At 64.0% G+C, this 24982-nt stretch carries 22 protein-coding genes and 1 riboswitch; of the genes, 8 read left to right on the top strand and 14 right to left on the bottom strand.

Annotated elements, in window-relative coordinates:
* Positions 1-9: 9 nt before the first annotated feature.
* Positions 10-372 (bottom strand): winged helix-turn-helix transcriptional regulator, encoded by a 363-nt coding sequence (locus GB927_RS05485; RefSeq protein ID WP_256115641.1) that lies wholly within the window; start codon positions 370-372, stop codon positions 10-12.
* A gap of 110 nt (positions 373-482) precedes the next feature.
* Here GB927_RS05485 and GB927_RS05480 point away from each other — a divergent pair, with 110 nt between their 5' ends.
* On the top strand, positions 483-1190 hold the full coding sequence (locus GB927_RS05480) for a glutathione S-transferase family protein (protein WP_256115640.1): 708 nt from the start codon (positions 483-485) through the stop codon (positions 1188-1190).
* A gap of 119 nt (positions 1191-1309) precedes the next feature.
* Here the strand turns inward: GB927_RS05480 and GB927_RS05475 are convergent, their stop codons facing one another.
* On the bottom strand, positions 1310-2920 hold the full coding sequence (locus GB927_RS05475) for an ABC-F family ATP-binding cassette domain-containing protein (protein WP_256115639.1): 1611 nt from the start codon (positions 2918-2920) through the stop codon (positions 1310-1312).
* 154 nt (positions 2921-3074) lie between these two features.
* A complete protein-coding gene (locus tag GB927_RS05470; protein WP_256115637.1) occupies positions 3075-4115 on the bottom strand; it encodes a phytanoyl-CoA dioxygenase family protein in 1041 nt (346 codons plus the stop codon).
* Between the two features lie 295 nt (positions 4116-4410).
* Here GB927_RS05470 and GB927_RS05465 point away from each other — a divergent pair, with 295 nt between their 5' ends.
* The gene (locus GB927_RS05465; RefSeq protein WP_256115636.1) at positions 4411-5514 is read left to right on the top strand and encodes a DUF2865 domain-containing protein; all 1104 of its coding nucleotides are present in this window, start codon (positions 4411-4413) and stop codon (positions 5512-5514) included.
* Here the strand turns inward: GB927_RS05465 and bluB are convergent.
* The 5 genes from bluB to GB927_RS05440 all read right to left on the bottom strand — a co-directional run bounded on the left by bluB (position 5507) and on the right by GB927_RS05440 (position 11020).
* Positions 5507-6199: a 5,6-dimethylbenzimidazole synthase gene (gene bluB, locus GB927_RS05460; protein ID WP_256115635.1), complete on the bottom strand. Its 693-nt coding sequence runs from the start codon at positions 6197-6199 to the stop codon at positions 5507-5509. The genes GB927_RS05465 and bluB overlap by 8 nt on opposite strands.
* A 45-nt stretch (positions 6200-6244) precedes the next feature.
* A riboswitch (cobalamin riboswitch) is annotated at positions 6245-6466 on the bottom strand.
* Positions 6467-6527: 61 nt separating this feature from the next.
* Positions 6528-7967: a diguanylate cyclase domain-containing protein gene (locus GB927_RS05455; protein WP_256115634.1), complete on the bottom strand. Its 1440-nt coding sequence runs from the start codon at positions 7965-7967 to the stop codon at positions 6528-6530.
* Between the two features lie 202 nt (positions 7968-8169).
* Positions 8170-8997, bottom strand: a complete 828-nt coding sequence (locus GB927_RS05450) for a TolB family protein (protein ID WP_256115633.1) — start codon at positions 8995-8997, stop codon at positions 8170-8172.
* A 14-nt stretch (positions 8998-9011) separates the two neighbouring features.
* Positions 9012-9338, bottom strand: a complete 327-nt coding sequence (locus GB927_RS05445; RefSeq protein ID WP_256115632.1) for a hypothetical protein — start codon at positions 9336-9338, stop codon at positions 9012-9014.
* Positions 9339-9340: 2 nt separating this feature from the next.
* Complete coding sequence (locus GB927_RS05440) at positions 9341-11020, bottom strand: NAD+ synthase (RefSeq protein ID WP_256115630.1); 1680 nt, start codon at positions 11018-11020, stop codon at positions 9341-9343.
* Between the two features lie 302 nt (positions 11021-11322).
* On the opposite strand from GB927_RS05440, the gene GB927_RS05435 reads away from it, so the two are divergent.
* The 4 genes from GB927_RS05435 to GB927_RS05420 all read left to right on the top strand — a co-directional run bounded on the left by GB927_RS05435 (position 11323) and on the right by GB927_RS05420 (position 16118).
* Positions 11323-13257, top strand: a complete 1935-nt coding sequence (locus tag GB927_RS05435) for an LTA synthase family protein (protein ID WP_439655470.1) — start codon at positions 11323-11325, stop codon at positions 13255-13257.
* 46 nt (positions 13258-13303) lie between these two features.
* Complete coding sequence (locus GB927_RS05430; protein WP_256115629.1) at positions 13304-13834, top strand: DUF1003 domain-containing protein; 531 nt, start codon at positions 13304-13306, stop codon at positions 13832-13834.
* 136 nt (positions 13835-13970) lie between these two features.
* Positions 13971-14393: a TadE/TadG family type IV pilus assembly protein gene (locus GB927_RS05425; protein ID WP_256115628.1), complete on the top strand. Its 423-nt coding sequence runs from the start codon at positions 13971-13973 to the stop codon at positions 14391-14393.
* Between the two features lie 3 nt (positions 14394-14396).
* Positions 14397-16118 carry a pilus assembly protein TadG-related protein gene (locus tag GB927_RS05420; protein WP_256115627.1) on the top strand — a complete coding sequence of 574 codons (1722 nt, stop codon included), beginning with the start codon at positions 14397-14399 and terminating at the stop codon, positions 16116-16118.
* A gap of 3 nt (positions 16119-16121) precedes the next feature.
* On the opposite strand, the gene GB927_RS05415 is transcribed toward GB927_RS05420, so the two are convergent.
* From GB927_RS05415 to rpiA, 5 genes are all read right to left on the bottom strand, one after another.
* Positions 16122-16517 (bottom strand): GFA family protein, encoded by a 396-nt coding sequence (locus GB927_RS05415; protein WP_256115626.1) that lies wholly within the window; start codon positions 16515-16517, stop codon positions 16122-16124.
* Positions 16518-16639: 122 nt separating this feature from the next.
* Positions 16640-18013 (bottom strand): class II 3-deoxy-7-phosphoheptulonate synthase, encoded by a 1374-nt coding sequence (locus tag GB927_RS05410; RefSeq protein WP_256115624.1) that lies wholly within the window; start codon positions 18011-18013, stop codon positions 16640-16642.
* A 147-nt stretch (positions 18014-18160) separates the two neighbouring features.
* A complete protein-coding gene (gene gor / locus GB927_RS05405; RefSeq protein WP_256115623.1) occupies positions 18161-19549 on the bottom strand; it encodes a glutathione-disulfide reductase in 1389 nt (462 codons plus the stop codon).
* Positions 19550-19684: 135 nt separating this feature from the next.
* Complete coding sequence (locus GB927_RS05400) at positions 19685-20245, bottom strand: DUF2059 domain-containing protein (protein WP_256115622.1); 561 nt, start codon at positions 20243-20245, stop codon at positions 19685-19687.
* An 18-nt stretch (positions 20246-20263) separates the two neighbouring features.
* Positions 20264-20962: a ribose-5-phosphate isomerase RpiA gene (gene rpiA / locus GB927_RS05395; protein ID WP_256115621.1), complete on the bottom strand. Its 699-nt coding sequence runs from the start codon at positions 20960-20962 to the stop codon at positions 20264-20266.
* Positions 20963-21154: 192 nt separating this feature from the next.
* Here rpiA and GB927_RS05390 point away from each other — a divergent pair, with 192 nt between their 5' ends.
* Positions 21155-21829: an HAD family hydrolase gene (locus tag GB927_RS05390; RefSeq protein WP_256115620.1), complete on the top strand. Its 675-nt coding sequence runs from the start codon at positions 21155-21157 to the stop codon at positions 21827-21829.
* 8 nt (positions 21830-21837) lie between these two features.
* On the top strand, positions 21838-22638 hold the full coding sequence (locus GB927_RS05385; protein ID WP_256115618.1) for an APH(3'') family aminoglycoside O-phosphotransferase: 801 nt from the start codon (positions 21838-21840) through the stop codon (positions 22636-22638).
* Positions 22639-22642: 4 nt separating this feature from the next.
* On the opposite strand, the gene GB927_RS05380 is transcribed toward GB927_RS05385, so the two are convergent.
* Positions 22643-24517: a L,D-transpeptidase family protein gene (locus GB927_RS05380; protein WP_256115617.1), complete on the bottom strand. Its 1875-nt coding sequence runs from the start codon at positions 24515-24517 to the stop codon at positions 22643-22645.
* Positions 24518-24982: the final 465 nt, after the last annotated feature.

Raw genomic sequence — 24982 nt, 5'->3', positions numbered from 1 at the left:
CCTTGCGCCTTACGAAACGGCCGCCGCCTCGGCGGCCGTTTTCGTTTGCGCGGCCGGTCGCGCCGCGTCGTGCGCCTCCCACCAATCGCCCAGCGCATCGACCAGTGGCATCAGCGTGTGGCCGGCGGGCGTGAGGTCATACTCGACGCGCAGCGGATAGCCGTCGAAGACGGTGCGCTCGACGATTCCGGCCTGTTCCAGCTTGCGCAGTTCGAGCGTCAGGATGCGGTGCGAGACAGTGGGATTGTCGCGGCGCAGGTCGCTGAATCGCTTCGTGCCGTCCTTCAGATAGTAGATCAAGAGCGTCGGCCAGCGGCCACCGAGCACCTGCATGACCTCCTCGATCGGGCAACGGGAAACGAGATCCTTCATGGCGGGCTCCGGCGTGGTGACAAAAATGTGCGTAATTTACATGGGGGCGGAGAGCGCTTAGGTCCAGTGTCGCTGCGCAGCGTGGTCAACAGAAATCACGGAGAACACCATTGGAACCGATCCTCATCTACGGCTTTCCCGCCGGAAGCTCCATGGGCCTCGTCTCGTCCCTCGAATGGCTCGGCAAGCCCTACAGGCTCTGCCGCGTAGACATGCTGGGCGAAATGCGCGACCCATCCTATGCCCGCCTCAACGCCCGGCATGAAACACCGGCGCTCGTCACCGACGACGGCCGGGTCATCACCGAAACCATGGCGATCGCCCACTGGTTTGCCGCGCGGGACACCGAACGCCGCATCAGCTTCGCCCCCAAGTCCCCCGAGGCCGATCGCATGCACCAGTTGATGGCCTATCTCAACACCGGCTTCACCGGCGCCTTCAGCCCGCTCTGGTCCGCGCTCGAAATGGAGACGCCGGACCCGGTCTTGCAGCAATCGCTCAGGACATGGGGCCGCAAAGCCGTCATCGAGCGGCACGACAAGCTGGAAGCCATGCTCGGCGACACGGCCTACCTCGTCGGCGACCATCCCACCCTCGCAGACGGCGTCCTGATCGGCGTCGCCCGCTGGCTGGACTACCACGAGGTGGCCCCCGCCAGCCGCTGGCCCCGCATCGAAGCCATCCGCCGCCGGCTGGAGGCAGACCCGGCGGTGCGCTTTGCAACAGCCCTGGAGGACGGCGAAACCCCGGTCGGCTCCGGTGCCTTCAAGGGGCACATACCACTCGCCGAGGTCATCGAACACTTCGGCCGCGCCTAACGGTGGTGGACCGGGTCGTGCACCCGGTTCAGATCGCTGCCGAACCTCGCCCCCACTCTCTACGTCATCCTCGGGCTCGCCCCGAGGATCCAGGCGGCCCCGCTGCGTGGATGGTCGGCTCAAGCCCGACCATGACGGAGGAGAGATGCACCCAAAAGCTCCAGCCGCCGTGTGATGCCGATCGCCTCCAGGAACGGTTCGTCATGGCTGACGACGAGCAATGCACCGTCATAGGCGCGCAGGCCCGCCTCCACCGCCTCGATCGAGTCGATGTCCAGATGGTTCGTCGGCTCGTCGAGGATGAGCAGCGGCGGCGGTGTGGCGCCGCCGAGCACGCAGGCAAGGCCGGCGCGCAGCAGCTGGCCGCCGCTGAGGCTGCCAACGATCTGCAAGGCGGCGTCAGCGCGGAACATGAAGCGCGCCAGCGCTGCCCGGCAGGCGTTTTCATCGGCAGCCGGGTTGATCCGGCGAAAGTTGTCGCGGATCGACAGCGCCGGATCGAGCAGGCTCACGCGCTGGTCGAGCATGGCGAAGTCGGTGAAGCGGCGCACGCTTCCCTGCCATGGCTGGATGTCTCCGGTGACGAGCCCCAGAAAGGTCGTCTTGCCGGAACCGTTCGGCCCCGTCACGGCGACCCGCTCCGGGCCGGTCATGGCGAAGGAGAGGTCACGGATAACGGGCCGCTCCGGCAGATAGCCTGCCGTGACGCCCTCCATCTTCAGCACCGATTTTCCCGTGGCGAGATGGGTCGGCGGCACGCTGACGGTGAGCGGCTGGAGGATTTCGATGCGTTCGCGCGCCGCCGCCACGGCATCCGCCGCCTGCCCCTGCCGGCTTTCGGCAAGCCGGGCATTCGCACCGCTGGTCAGCTCGCTGCGCTCCTTCATCGCGCCCAGCATGATGCGCGGGATGTCGCCCCTCGCCTTCTTGCGGCGTCCGGCGCTGTCCTTGCGCGCCTTGCGCTCGGCGATGGTCTGCATGGTGCGCGCCACCTCCGCGGCCTGCTTTTCCGCATCCGCGAGGTCGCGATGCGCGGCGGCGAGCTCCTGCGCCTTGCGGGCGCGATAGGCGCTCCAATTGCCGCCGTAGCGGGTGGCGCCAAGCGTGGTGAGTTCGACGATCGCGTCCATGGTTTCGAGCAGCTCGCGGTCGTGGCTGACGACGATCGCGCCGGCCCGCCAGCCGGCCAGCATGTCGATCACTGCCCGGCGCCCATCGCGGTCGAGATTGTTCGTCGGCTCGTCGAGCAGCAGGAAATCCGGTTCCGCGAAAATCAGGGCAGCAAGTGCTGCCCGCGTGCGCTGCCCGCCGGAGAGCGACGCAAGCGGCGTTTCCGGCGCGGCCTCCAGCCCGACACGCGCCAGCGCTGCGGAAAGCCGCGCCTCCAGCGTCCAGTCAGCGTCAGCGAGTTCAAGCGCCTCAGCCTCGCCGCGCTCGGCGCGGGCGAGCAGATCGAGCGCGTCGACGATGCCGAACAGGCTGGCGATGGTCTCGTCGGCAAAGACTTGCACGCTCTGGCGCAACAGGCCGAGCGTGCCATCGACGGTGACGGTGCCGGCCTGCGGCACCAGATCGCCGGTGACGAGTTTCAGCAGCGTGGTCTTGCCGACGCCATTGCGGCCGATGAGGCCGGCGCGCTCGGCGCCGAAGGTCAGGTCGAGATCGGAAAGAAGGGTGTGGCCGTCAGGCGTGGACCAGGTGATTTTGGAAAGCGTGATGGAATGCGGCATGGATGGAAAATTCCCCGAGGACAAAACGACGTCGATTTGTGGTCGGGTTGAAATCCATGGTGCACCATCCGGTCGGCATTGACGATGCCGGACATTTAGGGCCGGACCGGCCGCCTTGCAAGGGCAGCACGGCCGATCCGACGATTCGTCAGGGTCAGGCCGAAGGCTGCTTCAGCCGCTTCGACCATTCATCGGCCTTGCCCTTGCCGGCATCCTTCCAGGGCGAGCCCTTGAGGCCGAGCTTGGCGCGAAAACCCATCGCATTGATGATCAGCCGGTTCATGCCGGACGCGATGAAAGGCAGCGAGGCGATGTGCAGGCCGGTGAACGGCAGGAACGGATTGCGGCGCAGCGACCCGTAGATCTCGATGCGCGTCGTCGTCTTGTAGCTCGGGCTGCGGGCATGGAAACCATGCGTATCGGCGACGATCAGCGTGTTGGCCTTGACCGTCATCTTGACCGGCTGGACATAACCCAGCGCCGAAAGCTCGTCCGGCATGATGCGCAGCGAGCCGCGGGCGGAATATTTGTTCTCGATCGAATCGGCGTTCTCGCTGATGCGGCGCTCCCAGGCGAGGCGCTGCGGCGTCATCTCGTGCGAGCCCGGCACGTAGGAGAACGGACCGTCCTCCTCGCCGACATCGCGCAGGAACAGCCAGGCCTTGGCGGTCGGCTGGAACGTATCGCTGTGCAGCGCGGTCTGCGGGTCCGTCGAGCCCTGCGTGACGACCGACGGCAGCGCCATCACCACCTGCACGACGAGCAGCGGCTGGCCGTCATGCGAGGAGACGTAGCGCAGCAGATTGGTGACGCGCGGATCATTGCGCGCGGCCTTGAAGCCCGGCAGGCTTTCCAAGTCGCTGTCGTCGATGATGGCGCGGCGTGTGACGGTCTCTCCCTGCAGCATGTCGTAGCGCTCGAAATCACGCTCGGCGATCTCGCGGGTCACCGCGGCAAAAACCTCGGGCGACAGAAAGTCCTCGATCTTCACAAAGCCGTTTTCGGCATATTGCCGGCGATATTCCGGAGCGACGAGCTTTTCCAGCTTGGTGCGGCGCCAGGCGGCCATGCGCATGGCGAGCGAGACGCGCTTCTCGTGCAATCCCTTGCGGTTCAGCCATTTGCTGCCGATGACGGGATTGTCGGCGAAGGATTTTGCGCCGGATGCGAGCTGGAGCGCGTAGAATGGGCTCAACAAAACTGACGAAATCCGCATGTTCACCTGCCTGTGAAGGGCCGGTCTTCCGCCAAACGGCGGCTGCGCGGCGACGGGCGCATAACCGGCTGTTGTATGTGCGCAGAGTGCTACACCAAGCCCCCGGCGAGATCAATTGCGGGCAGCAGGCAAAAAGATGAATACGCAACTCATATTTTCCCGCGCGCATTAATCACAAATGCGGGAGCACGTTGCGCTTCCCTTCATGCAGCCTATGATAGGATATGCTTATGCGGCCGGACCACGGCCCCGACAGTTTCACAGGATCGACGATTTGAAAGGTTTGACCCGCCTTCTGTTTGCCGTTGCGACCGGCTTGCCGCTCTTGTTTTCGGGCGGCACGGCGGCAGCGGCGGTGTGCGAGCAGATACAGGCGGAGCTTGCGAACCTGCCCAAGGTGGTGGTCGACACGGCGAGCGCGCGCAAATATGCCGGCGCCATCGCCCGCCAGAACATCCAGCTTCGCAAGGCCAAGAGCGACCAGCGTCGGCTCGGCTGCTCCGGCGGCAGCATCATCGTCGTCGGCGGCGCCAATGCGGCGGCCTGCGACACGCTCTCGACGGTCATCGGCAAGATGGAGCGCAACCTCGACATCCTCGACAAGAAGCGCCGCGAATTCGCCGGCGGCACCTCGTCGCAGGGCAAGCGCACCCGCCTGACCGCGCTGCTCGCAAGCAACGGCTGCAATGACGAGGCGAAGATGGTGCCGATCGCGGCGACCGAAACGCTGCGCACGCTCGATGAAAAACGCACGCTCCCGCTCGGCACCACGCCGGAGGGCAGCGAGCGTCTGCAATTGCGCTCGCTCGGCGGTGGTTCCGGCCATGGCAACCTGCGCACCGTCTGCGTGCGCACCTGCGACGGCGGCTTCTTCCCGATCTCGTCGGGCGCAACCCCGCTCGATTTCCGCCGCGACCAGCAGGTCTGCGCGATGATGTGCCCCGAGACGCAGACCGAACTGTTCTACCAGTCGATGACGAGCGGCCAGGAGACGGACCAGATGACCTCTACGGTCACCGGCCGGCCCTATTACGAAATGCCGAACGCCTTCTCCTACCGCACGCGCGACCTCTCCAAGCCCGGCGCCTGCGGCTGCAATCTCTCGGCCTATTACCAGGAGATGATCAAGCGCGAGAAGGCGCTGAAGGGCAGCGAGACTGCGAGCACCGGCAGGGATAATGACGAGCAAGGTGGCTCGATCACCACCATCCACACGCTGCCGAAGAAAGACGAAACGCCGGCCAAGCTGCCGGTGAAGGTCGAGGAACGCGACTACGACCCGGCGAAGAGCAAGGTGCGCACGGTCGGCCCGGTCTTCCTGCCGGCCAACGAATCCGCCATCGATCTCGGCCGCCCGGCCGATGCCGGCGTCAACTGACGCCCGCGTCCGGCCAGCGCTCCTCGAACACCAGGTCCTCCAGCGGCAGGCGCTGCCGCCATCCCTTCACCGCAAGCTCCGGCTCGGCATAGAGCCGGTCGACCAGGCCGACGCAGAGCCAGGCGACGATCTCGACATGCTCCGGAATGCCGAGGATATTTCGGATGTCGGCGTCATGGAAGATGCTGACCCAGCCGACGCCCACACCTTCCGCCCGCGCCGCAAGCCAGAGGTTCTGCACCGCACAGACCGTGGAATAGACATCCATGCGCGGATTGTGCGTGCGCCCCAGAACGACGGTCCCGCCGCGCGTCGAGTCGCAGGTGACGCAGATGGAGAGCGGCGCCTTGAGGATGCCCTCGAGTTTTAGCGCGCGGTATTGCGTCTGTCGCTCACCATCGAACATCGCAGCCGCTTCCGCATTCGCCTTCAGGAAAGCGGCATGCACCGCGCGCCGGGTCGCCTCGCTGCGCACCAGCAGAAAATTCCACGGCTGCATGAAGCCGACCGAGGGCGCGCTGTGGGCGGCGTGCAGCAGGCGCCCCACAAGATCGTCCGGCAAGGGATCTGGCAAAAACTGGTCGCGCACGTCGCGGCGCGTTTCGATGGCATGGTAGACGGCGGCCTTGTCCTCGCTGGAAAAGGCGCCCGCCCCGACCAGAAGGTCGCACGGTTCGGCTCGCATCGTCATCTCCCCAACAATGCGCAAAACCTTCCGCCGTCCGCGCGGTTCGGTCTATCTTGCCAGGCCGGTCTTCTGACTTCGGGTCACGCGCCCCGCACCTGCCTTCCCGGTTGAACAACCAGTGGCAAAAGCCTGAATCGATTCAAGCTTTTACGATGCGAACCATCCCCGTCACAGCGCTGGGCACGTTCCGGACTTGAGGCTCTCACCCGCACCGGATTCCCGATTCTCCTGCGAAACGCAGGCACCTGACGGAAACGATATGCGCATGGCTTGGCGGCGCGATCAAGCCTGCCCGCGCCGCGCACCGGCCTGTCAGCGCCCTATATCAGGCCGCGCGCGCCTCGCCGGCCTCGATGATCATCTCCTGGCCGACATGATCCGCATGGACGGCGCGGTTTCGGCCGGCGTTCTTGGCGGCGTAGAGCGCGGCATCCGCCATCACCATCACATCGTGCACCGAGCCGCCGTGCTGCGGGAACTGCGCGATGCCCGCGCTGCCGCCGATGACGAGCAACTGGCCGTCATAGGCGATCGGCACCTGCGTATCGCGCACGAGACTACCGGCAAGCTCCAGCAGCGCCTCGCAGCTCCGCTCGCCGGTGAGCAGCACGGAGAATTCATCGCCGCCAAGACGGGCGACGCAGCCCTGCTTGCCGATACGATCGGAAAAACGCCGGGCGACGGCCTGTAGCACGGCGTCACCGGCCGCGTGGCCATGCCGGTCGTTGACCGCCTTGAACTTGTCGAGGTCGAGCGCGAGAATGGCGAAGGGCTTGGTCTCGCCCTTGCGGATGGCGCGGCGCACCTCCTCGTCGAAGCCGCTGCGGTTCTTCAGCCCCGTCAGCGTGTCATGCCGCGCGAGGAAGGCGTTTTTCGCCTCGCTACGCTGGAGCGCCTTGATGAGGGCAGAGAAGCGCAGCGTGACGAAGAGCATGACGCCGGCGAAGACCAGCACGAACATCGCGATCTGCGGCAGCGCCGAGCGCCAGACGAAGGAGCCCGGCATATTCGGCCGCCAGGAGGCGACCATGGGATTGTAGGCATCGGCGCCGACCGGCGTCATTACCAGCCCCGGCTCCTGCGTCACGATGGGGGTAAAGCCGAGATCGTGCACGCCGAGTCGTCGCTCGGTGTTCGCCAGCATCTTTTTCGAGACCGGCTTGACGGTGATGAGCAGTGTCGGCTCCAGCCGGTGGGCCGGGATATAGAGCGACTTCGGAACGACGGCCTGCACGACGACGATGCTCATGACGCGGTCGATGAGGCGCATGCCGGTGACATGGATTTCCGGCAGCGCCGGGGTCAGGAGGTCGGGATCCTCCTTCGCGCGCGCCACCTGCCAGCCGCCGCGGTCCGGCGAGAGCGCCTCACGATACTTGCGCTCGGCCTTGTGGGTGAGATCGCTTACCCAATGCAGCTTTTCGCGCGCCTTGCTCTCGGAAACCTTTTCCCCGCGATAAACGCCGAGCACCTTTTCGCCGTCCGGCGAAGCGAAGATCATCCAGGAGAAACCGAAGTCGGACCACATCCAGTCACGCAGCTGGTCCCGCACGAAGGCGTCGCCCGGCATGCCGTCTGCAAGCTCGTTGAAGCTCTTGTCCCAAAAGGAAAGCTGGCTCTGGTACTGTACGACCTGGTCGATCTGGTGGCCGAACTCGTTGCGCACCAGCGTGCGCTCGGTCTCGGCGACAAAACTGTCGGCCCGCTCGATCGCGTAGTCGAGCACGAGGTAATTGGCGGCGCCGAACAGCAGCACGATTATCACGGCCGCCGTCCGGATCACCAAACCAACACCGCGTCGCCGTGTCGCGCGGCTTTCTTCCGCTTTGCTCGTCATCTCTGCCCCTGCCTGTCCCCCGCCCGGTTTTCCGGACATTGTTGAACAAAGGCTACAGGCAAGACGGCAAAAATCGCTTAAGCGGGCTGGTGAGCAAAAACTTAACTTGCGCTCACCGGATATCGAGAGATCAGGCGGCCGGCGCGTAGCGCACGAATGCGAATTTTTCGCCGTCCGGCGCCCAGTTCGGCACGTTCATCGTGCCCTGCCCGCCGAACAGCGGGAAGAGTTCGCGTGCATTGCCGCCATCCATGTCCATCAGGCGCAGGCGCACGTTGAGATCGCGCGGATGGTCGAAGACATCGCCATCATAGGAGAGCACCAGCAAGTGCCGGCCGTCGGGCGACGGATGCGGGAACCAGTCGCCATAGGGGCTGTCGGTGATGCGCGTGGGCTCGCTACCGTCGGGTCGCACCCGCCAGATCTGCATGCGGCCGGTGCGGCTGGAGTTGAAATAGATCCATTCGCCATCCGCCGAATAATCCGGCCCGTCGTTGCGCCCTTCGCCAAAGGTCAGCCGCCGCTCCTCGCCGCCCGCGACCGGGATCGTGTAGATATCGAAGAGATCGCCGCGGATGCCGCAATAGGCGAATGTCGGCCCATCCGGCGACCAGCCATGCCAGTAGGACGGCAGGTTCGGCGTCACCAGCCGCGGCGTCCCGCCCTCCGCCGGCAGCACATAGATCGCCGACTTGCCGAACTCCACCTTGTCGCTGATCGCCAGCAACGTGCCATCGGGCGAGAGCCCGTGGTCGTTGTTGCAGAGCGTCGCAAACCCCGTGTCGATCTGCACCGGCTCGCCGCCATCCAGCGAAAGGCGATACAGCAACCCGTCGCCATTGATCACCAGGAAACGCCCATCCCGCGAAAAATTCGGCGCCTCGACCAACCGCTCCGTTTGCCAGACGACCTGGGTCTCACCGGTGACGATATCGTGGATCTCGACGGAACTGCGCATGGGTTCTCCTGCCGTTATCGCTGCTCATCCATCGCCGGCAACAGCTTCCGGCAGATCGATTGCATCAGCACGACATTGCTCTGGTCGCGCCAGGTCGAAACGAAACCCCAGACCAACAACAAAAGGATGCAGGTGAAGGCCACACCGACGATGACGAGGCTGCCGGTCGCAAGGCCGTAGATTCCGAACACCGCCGGTGTTGCGAAATAGGCGACCTGCGCCGAAACCTGCCGGGCGGCCGACATGTCGCTCAGCGACCACAACCGGATGAGCCTGATCTCCTCGGTCGTGAAATCCGGGCGGTTTTCATCACCGCCCGGCTCGCTGGAGCGCGCCTCCATGTTCAGCCCCGATCCCGGAACCGGTTGGTGATCGGGTAACGGCGGTCGCGGCCGAAGTTCTTCTTGGTGATTTTTACGCCCGGCGCCGACTGGCGGCGCTTGTATTCGGCGATGTAGAGCAGGTGCTCGATGCGATGCACCGTCGCCACGTCATGGCCGCGCGAAACGATCTCCTCGGTGCTCATCTCCTTTTCGACGAGGCATTCGAGGATGTCGTCGAGCACCGGATAGGGCGGCAGCGAATCCTGGTCGGTCTGGTTGGGGCGCAGCTCGGCGGACGGCGCCTTGTCGATGATGTTCTTCGGGATCACCTCGCCCGTGGGGCCGAGCGCGCCCGGCGGCGTGTGCTCATTGCGCCAGCGCGACAGCGCATAGACCTGCATCTTGTAGAGGTCCTTGATCGGGTTGAAGCCGCCGTTCATGTCGCCGTAGAGCGTGGCGTAACCGACAGACATTTCCGACTTGTTTCCGGTGGTGACGACCATCGAGCCGAACTTGTTGGAGACGGCCATCAGGATCGTGCCGCGCGTGCGGCTCTGCAGGTTTTCTTCCGTGATGCCCTCTTCCGTGCCTTCGAAGAGTTCCGAAAGCGAGGAGAGGAAGCCGCTCACCGGTGCTTCGATCGGCACGATGTCATAACGGCAGCCGAGCAGCTTGGCGCAATCGGCCGCATCCTTCAGCGAATCCTTCGAGGTATAGCGGTAGGGCAGCATGATGCAGCGCACCCGCTCCTCGCCCAACGCATCCACGGCGATCGCCGCGCAGATCGCCGAATCGATGCCGCCGGACAGCCCGAGCACGACATTCTTGAAGCCGTTCTTGTTGACGTAATCGCGGAAGCCGAGCAGGCAGGCGCGGTAATCCGCCTCCTCGTGCTCGGGAATGCGCGACATCGGCCCGCCGTCGCAGACCCAGCCGTCGCCGCGCTTCTTCCAGGTGGTGAGCGCGATCGTTTCCTCGAACTGGCTCATCTGGAAGGCAAGCGACTTGTCCGTGTTAAAGGCGAAGCTCGCGCCGTCGAACACCAGTTCGTCCTGGCCGCCGAGCTGGTTGGCGTAGATGAGCGGCAGCCCGGTCTCGATGACCTGCTTCAGCACCACCTGGTGGCGCACGTCGACCTTGGCGCGATAATAGGGCGAACCGTTCGGCGACAGCAGGATTTCGGCGCCGCTTTCGGCCAGCGTCTCGCAGACGCCGAGCTCGCCCCAGATATCCTCGCAGATCGGAATGCCGAGGCGCACGCCGCGGAAATTGACAGGGCCGGGCATGGCGCCCTGGTCGAAGACGCGTTTCTCGTCGAACTCGCCGTAGTTCGGCAGATCGACCTTATCGCGCACCGCGATCACCTTGCCGCCGTCGAGCACGGCGACGGCGTTGTAGCGACCGGTCTCGTCCTGCCGGGGAAAGCCGATGATGACGCCGGGCCCACCGTCGGCGGTGTCGTTGGCGAGGTCGTCCACCGCGCGGCGGCAGGCCTTCAGGAAGGCGGGTTTCAGCACGAGGTCTTCCGGCGGATAGCCGGAAATGAAGAGCTCCGTCAGAAGCAGCAGGTCGGCGCCCTGGCGGGCGGCGTCCTCGCGCGCGGCGCGCGCCTTGGCGAGATTGCCGGCAACGTCGCCGACGGTCGGGTTCAATTGCGCAATAGCGATGCGCAGCGTCGCCTTTTCAGTCTCGGAAGTCATGTCTGCGGACCCGTTTCCTCATGGTGTCCGATCCTGCGGCCGCGCCTCGCTGCCGCACTCTCGAACGGTCGACAAGCTCTTTAGAGCATGACGGGCGCTTTGGGAATGAAGGCCGGTGGGGTTTGCGTGCGGTTTGCGCGCGCTTTCGGCGCAAACCCCGGTTTTTCAGCGTCTCGCGCCGAACATTGCCGCGATGCAACAGGGGGAACCAAAGCACTGGATGAACGTTGCAGAAACCGTTCATCTCCTGTTCAAGATGACATCCATATGACAATGGTACGAAAGTTTTATGAAGTTTGGAGATGGCCTTGGCCCTGTTCACTCCCACCGCCGTGGCTATCGAAGCCGCCGAAGGCCTTGCCGTTGAAGCAGGCTTTTTCGCGCGTCATATCAAGGCGTTGGCGGTCCTGCGTTCGCTCGCCGTCTCCCTGCTTCTCGCCCTCCTGACCGTCGTTGCCGTCGAGCTTATCACGCGCGGCTCGGTCGACCAGACCTGGCTCTACTTCACCAACCCCGAACAGCCCGCCTGGACCACCACGGGCGTGTTCTTCCTGCTCTACCTCGCCATCGATGCGCTTATCGGCCGGCAGCACAAGGCCGTGCTGCTCGTCTCGCCGCTCGTCGTGCTGATGGGTGTCATTTCTCAGCAGAAACAGGTCTTTCTGACCGATCCGCTCTATCCGACCGACCTGCTCTTCGGCCGCCAGATCATGGAGCTGATGCCGGTGCTGGTGCAGGACCGGCCGTGGACGGCCGCAGCCCTTGCACTGACCGTCGTCGCGTCCGTCGTCGCCCTCATCAGCCTCTGGGTCTTCGCCTGGCGCCGCTTCCGGCCGCTGACGAAGAAGGAGCGCCTGACGCGGCTCGCCGTCGCGCTGCCGCTCATCGCGGGCTTCGTCTCCATCATGGACTACAACGAGTTCTCCTGGGTCCGCGACCGGCTCAAGGTCTTCCCGATCATGTGGGACCAGGCGGAGAACTATCGCCACAACGGCTTCGTCATGGCTTTCGCCATCAACCTGCCGATGGCCAACGTGCAGGCGCCTGCCGGCTACATGGTCGATGCGATCGACAAGATCCCGTCGAAGCCGCTGCCGGCCGGCACCACGCACCGCTCCAAGCCCGATGTCATTGTGGTGATGAGTGAATCGCTGTGGGATCCGACGCGCATCCAGAGCGTGAAACTCTCCGCCGATCCGATGCCGGTGATCCGCGAAAGCCAGAGCGGCAACGTCTTCTCGCCGGAATTCGGCGGCCTCACCGCCAATGTCGAGTTCGAGGCGCTGACCGGCTTCTCCAATGCCTTCCTGCCAACGGGCAGCATTCCCTACCAGCAATATGTGCGCAAGCCGATCCCGTCGCTTGCCACCTTCTTCCGGGCGGAAGGCTACACGGCGCGCGCCATCCATCCGTTCTCCGGCTGGTTCTGGAACCGCTCCAGCGTCTACAAGGCCTTCGGCTTCCAGACCTTCAAGGACGTCGACAAGATGCCGCCGCTCGCAAAACGCGGCAACTTCACATCGGACGAGGCGCTGACCAAGGAGATCATCCGCCAGGCGGATGCGCAGGAAGACCCTTTCTTCTTCTTCACCGTCACGCTCCAGGGCCACGGCCCTTATGATGACGGGCGTTATGCGAAGACGGACATTGCCGTGGACGGCAAGCTCGATGCGCGCGACAACCGCATGCTCGCCAGCTACGCCCAGGGCGTGAAGGAAGCGGACCAGAGCCTGAAGATGCTGATGGACTGGGCGAAGACGCGCGACCGCGAGACGATCATCGTCGTCTTCGGCGATCACCTGCCGCCGCTCAACACGGTCTACCAGAACTCCGGCTACATGAAGGGCATCACCGCCTCGCGCAAGGGCTCGCCCGAGCAGATGCAGAAGGAGCACGAAACGCCGCTCGTCATCTGGTCGAACAAGACCGGCACGGAAAAGGAGATCGGCACGATCAGCCCGGCCTTCCTGTCCTACTACATCCTCAAGGAAGCCGGCTTCGAGCATCCCTACTATACCGGCTTCCTCGGCGCGGTGCATGACAAGCTGCGCGTCATCGACCGCTACATGCTGATCGACGCCAAGGGCAAGGGCACGGCCGGCTGGGCGCGCAAGAAGACGATCGACCCGCTGGTGCGCGACTTCCGCTTCCTGCAGCACGACATCATGTTCGGCAAGCAATACGGTCTCGAACGCTTCTTCAATTCCCATGCGGAACTGATGGCGGCGGGCTTCTAAACAGGTCTAGGCTAGGGCTCCGATTCCCCTTTCCGGAGCCTGGCCCATGAGACCCTTCGACGACGCCGCCCAGATCCTTTTCGGCAAAGCCGCCAGCGAACTCGACGAGACCGAGCGGGAAGTGCTGCTGCACTCCCGCGAAGGCCGCATCCTGTCGGAAGACAGGAACGTCGCCTATGAGGCCAAACAATCGTTCGGCGAACGCATAGCCGACGACATCGCCCGCATCGGCGGCTCGTGGGGCTTTATCATCGGCTTTTTCATCTTCCTGGTCGTCTGGACGGTTTCCAATACGATCCTGCTCACCCGCGACGCCTTCGACCCCTACCCCTTCATCTTCCTGAACCTCGTTCTGTCCATGCTCGCTGCCATCCAGGCGCCGATCATCATGATGTCGCAGAACCGGCAGGCCGCCCGCGACCGCTTCGAGGCCTCCAAGGACTATGAGGTCAACCTCAAGGCGGAGATCGAGTTGATCGCTCTACACCACAAGATTGATACGCACTTCATCGACGAGATCGCAGGGCTCAAGCGCGAAGTTCTGCGCTTGCACAACATATTAGAAGGGCGAAACTAAATAGCGCACAATCAAAAAGTGCTTCAGAATAAAACAGCGCAATCTAAAGGGGAACTTAAGATTCAGGGTGCACCATGACCTCAGCATCCATTGGTGGATGCGGACAGCCTCGTCACAATCCTAAGGAGGAGATGTCATGTATGCTCTGTCCCGCCTTTGCAAGGATCGCGCTGGCACGTCGGCAATCGAGTTTGCGATCATCGCGCCACTCTTCTTTCTCGTGCTCTTCACGATCATTGCCTACGGCATCTACCTGAGCGTCGCGAGTTCCGTGCAACAGATCGCCGCCGATGCAGCCCGTACGGCGGTCGCGGGTATTAATTCGACGGAACGGGTCACGCTGGTAAACCGCTATCTCGAAGCGTCACGGTTTGATTACTCCTTTATAAATCGCTCGAAGATGCAGGTGGTGATTGGGGACGATCCTGGTAATTCGGATCAATTCACGGTCGTCATCTCCTACGATTCAAGCGATTTGCCCATCTGGGGCCTCTTCACCTTCGTGCTCCCCGGGAAAAAGATCGAGCGCTATGCCACTGTTCGCGTAGGAGGGCTTTGACGCATGAAGGTGCCCAAAACACTCCTCAAGGATCGCGCAGGCAACATCGGCACCCTCGCAGCCCTGAGCCTGCCCCTCCTGATTTTTTCGATCGCGCTCGGCGTTGACTATAGCTACCTCACGCTGCAACAGCGCCAATTGCAGACGGAAGCGGATCTTGCCGCCATCGCCGCCGCTGCAAGCGTCGGCGATGCCGAACAATCGGCCGCCACCTACTTTGCACTCAACAACCTGCCGATCTCCGTGACCGGTAAGGACGGCAAGGTCATCCCCGCGGTGATCACGCCCAGCAACGCCAAGTTGACGCAGGGAACAGCGCTTGTCGAGCGCGGGCGCTATACTGCAGACCCCGCTATTGCACCGGAAGCGCGCTTCAAGACTGCCACCACGGATGCGGACGCCGCCCGCGTCATGCTTTCAAGGAAAGCCGACCTCTTTGTCTCCTCGCTCTTCATGCAGAACTCGCTGACGCTTTCGGCCACGGGCTCCGCCGCCCGCTCCAAGACAGCCTCCTTCTCCATCGGCACGCGTCTTGCCAGCCTCAATGGCGGCATCCTGAATGCGCTGCTCGGGAAACTCCTCGGCACGAACCTCTCGCTCAACGTCATGGACTACCGGGCGCTGGTCGATACCGACATTTCGGTCCAGCCGTTCCTGAAGGCGATTGCGACGAACCTCAACCTGACGGCCGGCACCTATGAGGATGTGCTGAACGCCGGCGTGACCATGCCGCAACTTCTCACCTCGATGGCCGCCGTCGAGGGGCTTTCCGGCCCCGTACGGTCAGCCCTGCGGCTGCTGGAGCAGGCAACGGCCGGCAGCAAGGTGAAACTGCCGCTGTCGCGCATCCTTAACCTCGATCCGAAGAAAGGCCTAACGATTGGAACCGGCGGCGACTGGAAGATGTCGATCAACGCCTTGCAGATGATCTCTTCCGCGGCCGCGCTGGCGAATGGAACGAACCAGGTCGCCCTCGACCTCGGCACGGTTGTGCCCGGCCTTGGCGCCGTTACCGTGGACCTCGCAATCGGCGAACCGCCGGTGGAGACACCGTCGAACAGGCTTGGCGCGCCGGGCACCGCGGTGCGCAGCGCCCAGACGCGGCTTGCGGTCGAGGTGAACATTGATGGCCTCGCAGTGCTTGCTGGCCTGCGTGTCAAGCTGCCGCTTTATATCGAGGTCGCCGCGTCGGAGGCAAAGCTTGCCGATATCCGCTGTCTTGGCGGTTCGGCCAGCAATGCCAGTGTGGCCATCGACGCAGTGGCGGGCGTTGCGGAAATCGCGCTTGGCAAGGTCAACCCCTCGGTGCTGTCGCATTTCTCCGATGAGCCCCGCGTGGAAAAGGCCCGCATTGTCGATTCGGCGCTTTTAAGCGTCGATGCGCGAGCACCCGGCGAGGCGATGAATCTGACAAAAACTCACCTCACCTATACATCGGCAGAAGTCGCCGCCGGAACGACGAAATCCATATCGACCCGCGACACGCTCTCCTCCACCATTCAGACCATGCTGGGAGACATGGAGCTGGAGATCAACGTCAAGCTGCTCGGCCTGCCGATCAACGCGTCGATCCTGACGTCCGCGCTCGCCACCACGCTCGGCGCCGTGACGCCGGCGCTCGACCAGCTGCTCTACAACCTGCTGCTGGTTGCCGGCGTCAGGATTGGCGAGGCCGACATCCGCGTCACGGGCGTCTCCTGCAAACGCCCTGCCCTCGTCCAGTAGCCCTCAGTGGCCCTGGGCGAAGCGCGGTGCGTCGTCGTTGATCTCGTAATAATCGCCCTTGTCGGCGCAGAAGATATGCACGCCGATCCTGAGCCCCGTCGGCTGGTCGAAGGCGCCGGCCATGATCGAGGTATAGTCGGAACCGTCGCCCTTCCAGAACAGGGCGGAGCCGCAGACGCGGCAGAAGCCACGGCTTGCCGTGTCGCTCGCCCTGTACCAGGTGACGTTCTCGCCGCCCTCCACGGCAAGCGCATCGTCGCGCACATTGGTCGCGGCATAAAAATGCCCGGTCTGCCGGCGGCACTGGCTGCAATGGCAGGCAACCACCTCGCGCAACTGGCCCTGGGTGCGAAAGCGCACCGCGCCGCACAGGCAATGCCCCGAATGTTCTTCGCTCATATGTCCTCCCAAACGAAACCGGGCCAGCTTTGCGAGCCGGCCCGGTTCCTGTCAAATTCACGTTTCTGAATGCATGCATCAGCCCCGCTAATTTACGGAGACGAAGCACGAACGAAAGGCGATCAGCCGTTCACGACCATGCGCTTTTCGTCCCGGCCGCCCTTCATGCGCTCGGCAAGAAGGAAGGCGAGTTCGAGCGCCTGGTCGGCATTGAGGCGCGGATCGCAATGGGTGTGGTAGCGGTCGGCGAGGTCGTCGCCCGACAGCGCCCGCGCGCCACCCGTGCATTCCGTCACGTCGTTGCCGGTCATCTCGATATGGATGCCGCCCGGATGCGTGCCTTCCGCGCGGTGGATCTGGAAGAAGCTTTCGACTTCCGACAGGATCCGCTCGAACGGACGGGTCTTGTAGTTGTTGAGCGTGATCGTGTTGCCGTGCATCGGATCGCAGGACCAGACGACCTTCTTGCCTTCCCGCTCGACGGCGCGGATGAGGCGCGGCAGGTTGTCGGCGACCTTGTCGTGGCCGAAACGGCAGATCAGCGTCAGGCGGCCGGCCTCGTTTGCCGGGTTCAGGAGGTCGATCAGCTCCAGCAGGCCGTCGCTGGTCAGCGTCGGGCCGCACTTGAGGCCGAGCGGGTTCTTGATGCCGCGGCAGTATTCGACATGCGCATGGTCTGCCTGGCGCGTGCGGTCGCCGATCCAGATCATATGGCCGGACGTCGCGTACCAGTCGCCCGAGGTCGAATCGACACGCGTCAGCGCCTGCTCGTAGCCGAGCAGCAGCGCCTCATGGCTGGTGAAGAAGTCGGTCTCGCGCAGGTTCGGATGGTTTTCCGAGGTGATGCCGATCGCCTTCATGAAGTCCATCGTCTCGGAAATCCGGTCGGCGAGCTTGCGGTAGCGCTCGGCCTGCGGGCTATCCTTGACGAAGCCGAGCATCCACTGGTTGACGTTTTCGAGATTGGCGTAGCCGCCCATCGCGAAAGCGCGCAGCAGGTTCAGGGTGGCGGCCGACTGGCGGTAGGCCATGAGCTGGCGTTCCGGGTTCGGAACGCGCTCTTCCTCGGTGAACTCGATGCCGTTGATGATGTCGCCGCGGTAGGACGGCAGCGACACGTCACCCTGCTTCTCGATGCCCGAGGAGCGCGGCTTGGCGAACTGGCCGGCAATACGACCGACCTTCACGACGGGCTGCTGGGCGCCAAAAGTCAGCACCACGGCCATCTGGAGGAAGGCGCGGAAGAAGTCGCGGATCGTATCGGCGCCGTGTTCGGCGAAGCTTTCGGCACAGTCGCCGCCCTGGAGCAGGAAGCCCTTGCCCTCGGAAACATTGGCCAGCGCCGACTTCAGGCGGCGTGCCTCGCCGGCGAAGACGAGCGGCGGAAACTTCGCGAGGCGCTCTTCAGTCGCCGCCAATGCGGCGAGATCCGGATAATCCGGAACCTGCTGGATGGGCTTCTGCCGCCAGCTGGTCGGGGTCCAATTCTGTGCCATGATACTCACCTGTCCTGAAGCGCCCGCGAAAGCCTGCGAACGCCCCTCCGTTTTGAAGATGCGGGCTTATAAACCGTTAGATGGTTCTTGCATAGCCGAAGTTCCAGCCGAGGCTGGCCGATTTGCGTCACCGTGAGCGGCGGGCTTTCAGACCCGCTGGCCGCCGCGCACGCGATAGCTCGGCTGGTACATGGTGACGAGCTCTTCGGAGGCCGTCGGGTGCACCGCCATCGTGCGGTCGAAGTCGTCCTTGGTGACGCCCGCCTTCAGCGAAATGCCGAGAAGCTGCGCCATCTCGCCGGCATCGTGGCCGAGGATATGGGCGCCCAGCACCTTGCGGTCGGCGGCGTTGACCACGAGCTTCATGATCGTCTTTTCCTGCCGGCCAGAGAGCGTCGCCTTCATCGGGCGGAATTCGGCGCGGTAGATTTCGAGATCGTCGAAGGCCTTTGCCGCCTCCTCCTCGCTCATGCCGACGGTGCCGATCTCCGGCTGCGAGAAGACGGCGGTGGCGATCATGTCGTGGTCCGGCGAGACCGGGTTGCCGTGGAACTCCGTCTCGATGAAGCACATGGCCTCATGGATCGCGACAGGGGTAAGCTGCACGCGGTCCGTCACGTCGCCCAGCGCGAAAATGCTCTCGACATTGGTGCGCGAAAACGCGTCGACGATGATCGCGCCCTTCTCGTTCGTCGCCACGCCCGCCGTTTCCAATCCGAGGCTGCCGGTGTTCGGCACGCGGCCAAGCGCCAGCATGACCTGATCGACGGTGAGCGTTTCGCCCGCCTTGGTGATGACGGAACGGCGGCCGTCCTCCGTTTCGGACACGTTCATGATGATATCCTCGCAGATCACGCGGATACCCTTGGCGACCATCGCGGATTGCAGGCCCTGGCGCATGTCCTGGTCGAAGCGCGACAGGATCTGCTTGCCGCGATAGATCAGCGTCGTCTCGACGCCGAGGCCATGAAAGATATTGGCGAATTCGACCGCGATATAGCCGCCACCGGCGATCAGGATGGCTTTTGGCAGCGCCGGCAGATCGAACGCCTCGTTCGAGGAGATGCAGAGGTCGAAGCCGGGAAGGCCGGGATGCGGCGTCGGGTGGCCGCCGACGGCAATCAGGATGCGCTCCGCCGTCACCAGCTCGTCGGTGGCGGTCAGGCGGATGGTGTTCGGGCCGACCAGCACGGCACGCGTCGCGAGGATCGTGGCGCCCGCATTGTCCAGCCCCTTGCGGTAAAGCCCTTCCAGGCGGGTGATTTCCTTTTCCTTGGCGGCGATGAGCGCCTGCCAGTCGAAGCTTGTCTCGCCGACCTGCCAGCCGAAGCCCGCCGCATCCTCGAAATGCTCGCGGAACTGCGAGGCATAGACGTAAAGCTTCTTCGGCACGCAGCCGCGGATGACGCAGGTTCCGCCGAAGCGGAATTCTTCCGCGATCGCCACTTTCTTGCCCATGCTTGCCGCGAGCCGCGCGCTGCGCACGCCGCCGGAGCCCCCACCGATGACGAAGAGGTCGTAGTCGAATGTCGCCATGGGTAGATCTCCTGCGGGCAAGCGTGGCCGTCTGACGGGACCGGCAGCGCGAATCCGTCACCGAGCCGAAGAACATATAGGAGCAGGTGGTGCAAAAGAAAAAGGCGGCTGACGCCGCCTTTTTTGGAAAATCGATTACTGCTGCGGCTGCTGCGCTTCGCCACCCTCGGTGGCCGCACCATCGGTGGCCGGCACGCTGCCGAGGATCGGGTTGAGCTTCTTGGCGCTTTCGGCCCGCAGGTCGCGGTCGACGCCGACAGCCCAGATCTCGGCGGCCTTCATGACTTCGCGCGTGGCGATCGGTCCATCCGAAAGCAGCTTCTTGCCGACGGGCGACGTGTAGAAATCGGCGATCGCCTTCAGCTCATCCTGGGTGAAGGTCTTTGCGTAGATCGACGCGGCCTCGCGCTCCAGATCGGCGCGGCGCGGCGCAAGCGCCAGCGCCTGCTCGTCGACGGTCGCATTGATTTCCGATTCGTGGTTCGGCGAGGCCTGAACCAGCGTGCTCTTGATGCGCACGGCAAGGCCCGGCAGGATGTTGTCGAAACCGTTCGTCGCGCCGATGGCGTCGATGGCAGAGCGGGCGGTCTTGATCTGTTCGTCCGTGACGTCCTGCGCCGTGGCAGCGCCAGCAAGGCTTGCCGAAACGATAAGGGTCACCGCGAGGGTCCGGCCGAAACCAGCAAATTTGATCATATCGGTCTGTGCTCCTGTCTATTCTTTTGCCGTCAGCGTGCGCGCACCAGCGGGTCCCGCGATGATGGCCAGCGACGCCATATTGATGAAGAGTCCGTGTTCGACGACACCGGGTATGTCATTGAGGCTGCTTGCGAGCGCATCTGCATCAGGAATGAGGCCAAAAGATGCGTCGAGAATGTAGTGTCCACCATCGGTCATGAAGGTGCCGTCGCCCGACGCACGCAGCACGATGGCGCCCGAAAGGCCAAGCCGGGCGGCCGCCTTCTCGATGGCGATGCGCGTGGCGGCAAGCCCGAACGGGTTGACCTCGATCGGCAGCTTGAAGGCGCCGAGCGTCTCGACCACCTTGCTCTCGTCGGCAATGACGATCATGCGCGTCGAGGCGCTGGCGACGATCTTTTCGCGCAGCAACGCGCCGCCGCCGCCCTTGATGAGGCTCAGCCGGCCGTCGACTTCGTCGGCGCCGTCGATGGTGAGGTCGAGTTCCGGCAGCTCGTCGAGCGACTTCAGTGGCACGCCGAGTTCGACGCAGAGCCGCGCCGTGCGCTCGGATGTGGGCACGCCCTCCACCTTCAGGCCGCCTGCGACCCTTTCCGCCAGAAGCCGTACGAACTCTTCCGCAGTCGAGCCGGTGCCGATGCCGAGGCGCATGCCGTCCTCCACATGGGAGAGTGCAGCCTCGGCGGCCTTGATCTTCATTTCCCGGGCGTCCATGCCCCAAAACTCCCTGAATACGCGTCAGCCGGCGCCCGAAGCGGCCGGAATTCCGGTGAGACACTTACACGCCCTGAAAGGCAAACGAAAGCCAAAATCGCCGCATCCCCCTGGGCGAGAAGCCGATTGCAAATGCCGGCGCCATCGCATACCGGAGAGGCCTGCCCTCGCTCTCCACACAAGGTTTCCCGCATGTCCGCATCTCTCGTTGTCTTCGATCTCGACGGTACGCTCATCGATACCGCACACGACCTCGTGGCAAGCCTCAACCACACGATCGGTCTCGAAGGCCTGGACCCCATCACCTATGACGACCTCACCTATCTCGTCGGCCATGGCGGGACGGTGATGATCAAGCGCGCCTTCTCGCTGCGCGGCCGCGAGATCAGCGAGGAGGAGCTGGCCCGCATGCTCGGCGTCTTCGTCGACCACTATGCGCAGGCCATGCCGGGCGTCTCGGTGCCCTATCCGGGCCTCGTCGATGCGATGGACCGTCTTTCCGGTGCCGGCTACCGTCTCGCCGTCTGCACCAACAAGATGGAAGGCCTCGCCCGCCGCCTCGTCGACGGCCTAGGCCTCACCACGCGCTTCGCGGCCATCACCGGCGGCGATACGTTCGCGGTCCGCAAGCCGGACGCCGAACACCTGCTTGGCACGGTCCGCCTCGCCGAAGCCGATCCGCTTCGCACCGTGATGATCGGCGACAGCCTCAACGACATGCTCGTCGCCCGCAATGCCGGCGTGCCGTCGATCGGCGTGCCCTTCGGTTATTCCGACGTGCCGGTCGCCGAGCTGCAGCCGACCCATGTCATCACCCATTTCGACGAGCTGACGCCCGACCTCGTCGAGCGCCTGCTCGCCCGCTGAGCGAACCCATGGACTGGGCCGGAACGCTCCTGGATATCAACGCCGGCTGGGTGCCGGCGCATCAAGGCGAATCCGGCGACCGGGTTTTTCGCAGCCCGGATGGGCGCAGCTATGCGAAACTCGCGGCCGGACCGCGCGCTTTAGAGCTTGCCGGCGAACGCGACCGGCTCGCCTGGCTGGCGGGCAAGGGCATCGCCTGCCCTGCACTTCTGGATTGGCGCGAGAACGAACAGGGCGCCTGCCTCATCATGAGCGCCGTGGCGGGCGTGCCGGCGGTGACGCTTTCGGGCGCCGATCTCCTCAACGCCTGGCCGTCCGTGGTGGAACAACTCGCCGCGTTCCACGCCCTTCCGGTCGAAAACTGCCCGTTCGAGAAAAACCTCGCCGGCATGTTCGCGCGCGCCGCCGATGTCGTAGCGCGCGACGCCGTCAATCCGGATTTTTTGCCTGATGAGGACAAGGAGCGGCCGGCAGGCGAGCTGCTCGCCCGCGTCGAGGCAGAGCTTCCGCTGCGGCTGGCACAGGAACGGCAGGAGCGCGTCGTCTGCCACGGCGATCCCTGCATGCCGAATTTCATGGTGGATCCGCAGACGCAGCGCTGCACGGGCCTGATCGATCTCGGCCGCCTCGGCACGGCGGATCGTTATGCCGATCTCACGCTCATGCTCGCCAATGCCGGGGAAAACTGGACGACGGAAGCGGAGGCCGTAAAAGCATTCGACATTCTCTTCGCCACGCTGGCAATCGAGGCGCCCGACCGGGAGCGCCTCGCCTTTTATCTGCGGCTCGACCCGCTGACCTGGGGCTGAACGGTCAGCCCTGGACCTGCCGCGCCTTCTGCGTGGCGGCAAAAGCCTTGCGCATGTAGTCGTCGCGGCCATAGACGTCGTCGAAGAATTCGACCACGCCGTCCTTGTTCGGCCAAGCGGTGAAATAGGCGATGTAGATCGGGATATCCGCCTTGACCGGCAGCGCCTTGTTGTGGCCGGCGGCGATCTCCTTGCCGACCTCTTCCTCGCTCACGCCGAGCACGGCGGCCGCCATCTTGCGCGGTTCGGCAAGGCGCACGCAGCCGTGGCTGAGCGCGCGCATGTCCTTCTTGAAGAAGCTCTTCGAAGGCGTGTCGTGCATATAGATGGCGTGGCTGTTCGGGAACAGGATCTTCAGTTCGCCCAGCGCATTGTCACCGCTCGGCGGCTGGCGCACGGAAACGCCCGAGGTCGAGCCGTACCAGTTCACCGACGACGACGGCACGGCACGGCCGCCGACGGCGACCTCGTAGCCCATGCGGTCCAGATAGGACGGATCGCTGCGAAGTTTTGGCAGCATCTCGTTGATGATGATGGACTGCGGCACGCCCCAATAGGGGTTGACCTCGACGGTTTGCACCTTGTCCTCGAAGAAATAGGTCTGGTTCGACTTCGAACCGACGACCGTGCGCATCGAGAACTTTTCCGCGCCGTCCTCGTAATAATAGACCTGGAAGGCCGGCTGGTTGATGAAGACGTGGCGAGCGCCGAGATCGACCGGCAGCCAGCGCGCCTGCTCCAGCGCCACCTCGACCTTGGCGACCTTGTCGGCAACGCTGTCGCCGCCCGTCATCTTGCGGATCGAGGCCTTGCCGACGACGCCGTCCGGCTTCAGGCCATTTTCCTTCTGGAAGGCCTCGACGAGGGCGACCAGTTCCGGCGTGTATTCCGGCGTGCCGGTGTACGTGGCAATCGTCACCGAATGATCGGTCTTCAGTGCGTCGGAGCCGTGCTTGACGATGCCCTTGACGACATTCGCGAGTTCCGGATTGCTCTGGCCGGGCTTCAGGAGCGTGCCTTCGGCGATGACCACGCGGTCTTCGCCCGCAGTCTCAGCCTTCAGCTTGGCAAGCTCGGCTTTAAGCGCCTGGAAATCGGCGCTCGAAGGCGAGCGGCTTTCGAGGTAGCCCTTGACGTTACTGCTCATCGCCACGTTCTTCAGCGCCGCGACGAGATTGACGTCCTTGCGCTTGAAATCGTGGTAGCCGGAAATCTTGTTCGGATCGATGCGGCCGCGCACGGCATCCTGCACATAGGTCGCGACGGCGGCCGAAAGCGCTACCTCGAAGGTCGCAAGCTCGCCGTAGCGCTTGTTCATGTCGGCGCTGTCGAAGCTGTCCGACGGAATCTTGACCGCATAGTCCCACGGATCGAGGCCGACCGAAGCGGCATCGGCCAGAACCGCGATGGCGCTCTTCGCCTTCTCGTTGATGCCCGTGCCGTCGATCCAGACGAATTTCTTCTGCTGGCCGTAAAAACTCTCGACCGCCTTGGCGGGCCCCTCGGTCGTGCGCACGTCAACGGTGGCGAAGGCGGCGCGGATGCCCGCATCGCCGGCCGGCTGGACGGCGGCAGAAATCGAGCTGGTGATGACGGGATCGGCCAGCTTGTCGACGGCGACGCGCTTCAGCGCATCCGCTTTGTAGGTATAGTAGCGCGGACCGGTGACGCGGGGCAGCGGCTTGACTGCCTGCTTTACTTCGGCGCCCGGCTGGGTGAGGCCGGTGTCGACGCCTGGAAGCGGCTCGGCCTTCTGCTTTTTCTTGCCGTTCAGCCATTCCATGACGGTCAGGGCGTTTGCGGGCGTCGCGTTGAGCGAAACAGTGGCGCAGGAGAGAGCCAGCGCGGCGGCCAGCACGGCAGTCTTGGTAAGCTTCATGTATTCCATTCCCCGATTGACCCGCGCGTGTCGCGGTCTCTGGTGGCGCCCGAACCAGCAGGCCGGTAAGTTATAGGAAAGGATGGTGAATGAAAAGGAAACGCCCCACCCCGCCAGCCTTGCCAAACCTCACGAAACCGTCATTTCGGACCTCGGCAAGCGAGACGGATGGGCAGGCGTAAAAATTTGAATTGGCGTGGAATTTTCCCGCTGGAAACGAAAATTTCGCCTGGAACGCCAGCAAGGCGCGAAAAACAAGCCGACGATTGTGATGGAAAAAGCACAGCCCCGCGAGCGGTCCGCGCGCCCTCATCCCGCCCGTCCGCGGCCTAATCGATTTTAACCGAAAGTCTCGTCCCGCGCGGCCATTCCGCCCCTTGCAACCGGGTCACAGATGGGCCAGAGATTTTCGCGATTTTTTCGCGCCAGCGCGGCCTTTTATGAAACGGCCCGCGCTCGCCCGGC

The organism is Shinella lacus, assembly GCF_010994755.1.
GTDB classification, from domain to species: Bacteria; Pseudomonadota; Alphaproteobacteria; order Rhizobiales; family Rhizobiaceae; genus Shinella; species Shinella lacus.
The sequence above is the reverse complement of the archived record's forward strand: the minus strand, read 5'-3'. Positions and strand labels throughout refer to the sequence as shown.

What these genes read in the sequence shown, in the direction of transcription:
- GB927_RS05385 (WP_256115618.1), top strand. Translation starts at nt 21,838, where the DNA reads ATGGACTGGGCCGGAACGCTCCTGGATATCAACGCCGGCTGGGTGCCG.
- rpiA (WP_256115621.1), bottom strand. Translation starts at nt 20,962, where the DNA reads ATGGACGCCCGGGAAATGAAGATCAAGGCCGCCGAGGCTGCACTCTCC.
- GB927_RS05450 (WP_256115633.1), bottom strand. Translation starts at nt 8,997, where the DNA reads ATGCGCAGTTCCGTCGAGATCCACGATATCGTCACCGGTGAGACCCAG.
- GB927_RS05475 (WP_256115639.1), bottom strand. Translation starts at nt 2,920, where the DNA reads ATGCCGCATTCCATCACGCTTTCCAAAATCACCTGGTCCACGCCTGAC.
- gor (WP_256115623.1), bottom strand. Translation starts at nt 19,549, where the DNA reads ATGGCGACATTCGACTACGACCTCTTCGTCATCGGTGGGGGCTCCGGC.
- GB927_RS05400 (WP_256115622.1), bottom strand. Translation starts at nt 20,245, where the DNA reads ATGATCAAATTTGCTGGTTTCGGCCGGACCCTCGCGGTGACCCTTATC.
- GB927_RS05445 (WP_256115632.1), bottom strand. Translation starts at nt 9,338, where the DNA reads ATGGAGGCGCGCTCCAGCGAGCCGGGCGGTGATGAAAACCGCCCGGAT.
- GB927_RS05435 (WP_439655470.1), top strand. Translation starts at nt 11,323, where the DNA reads ATGGCCTTGGCCCTGTTCACTCCCACCGCCGTGGCTATCGAAGCCGCC.
- GB927_RS05420 (WP_256115627.1), top strand. Translation starts at nt 14,397, where the DNA reads ATGAAGGTGCCCAAAACACTCCTCAAGGATCGCGCAGGCAACATCGGC.
- GB927_RS05380 (WP_256115617.1), bottom strand. Translation starts at nt 24,517, where the DNA reads ATGAAGCTTACCAAGACTGCCGTGCTGGCCGCCGCGCTGGCTCTCTCC.
- GB927_RS05440 (WP_256115630.1), bottom strand. Translation starts at nt 11,020, where the DNA reads ATGACTTCCGAGACTGAAAAGGCGACGCTGCGCATCGCTATTGCGCAA.
- GB927_RS05485 (WP_256115641.1), bottom strand. Translation starts at nt 372, where the DNA reads ATGAAGGATCTCGTTTCCCGTTGCCCGATCGAGGAGGTCATGCAGGTG.
- GB927_RS05430 (WP_256115629.1), top strand. Translation starts at nt 13,304, where the DNA reads ATGAGACCCTTCGACGACGCCGCCCAGATCCTTTTCGGCAAAGCCGCC.
- GB927_RS05410 (WP_256115624.1), bottom strand. Translation starts at nt 18,013, where the DNA reads ATGGCACAGAATTGGACCCCGACCAGCTGGCGGCAGAAGCCCATCCAG.
- GB927_RS05390 (WP_256115620.1), top strand. Translation starts at nt 21,155, where the DNA reads ATGTCCGCATCTCTCGTTGTCTTCGATCTCGACGGTACGCTCATCGAT.
- bluB (WP_256115635.1), bottom strand. Translation starts at nt 6,199, where the DNA reads ATGCGAGCCGAACCGTGCGACCTTCTGGTCGGGGCGGGCGCCTTTTCC.
- GB927_RS05425 (WP_256115628.1), top strand. Translation starts at nt 13,971, where the DNA reads ATGTATGCTCTGTCCCGCCTTTGCAAGGATCGCGCTGGCACGTCGGCA.
- GB927_RS05415 (WP_256115626.1), bottom strand. Translation starts at nt 16,517, where the DNA reads ATGAGCGAAGAACATTCGGGGCATTGCCTGTGCGGCGCGGTGCGCTTT.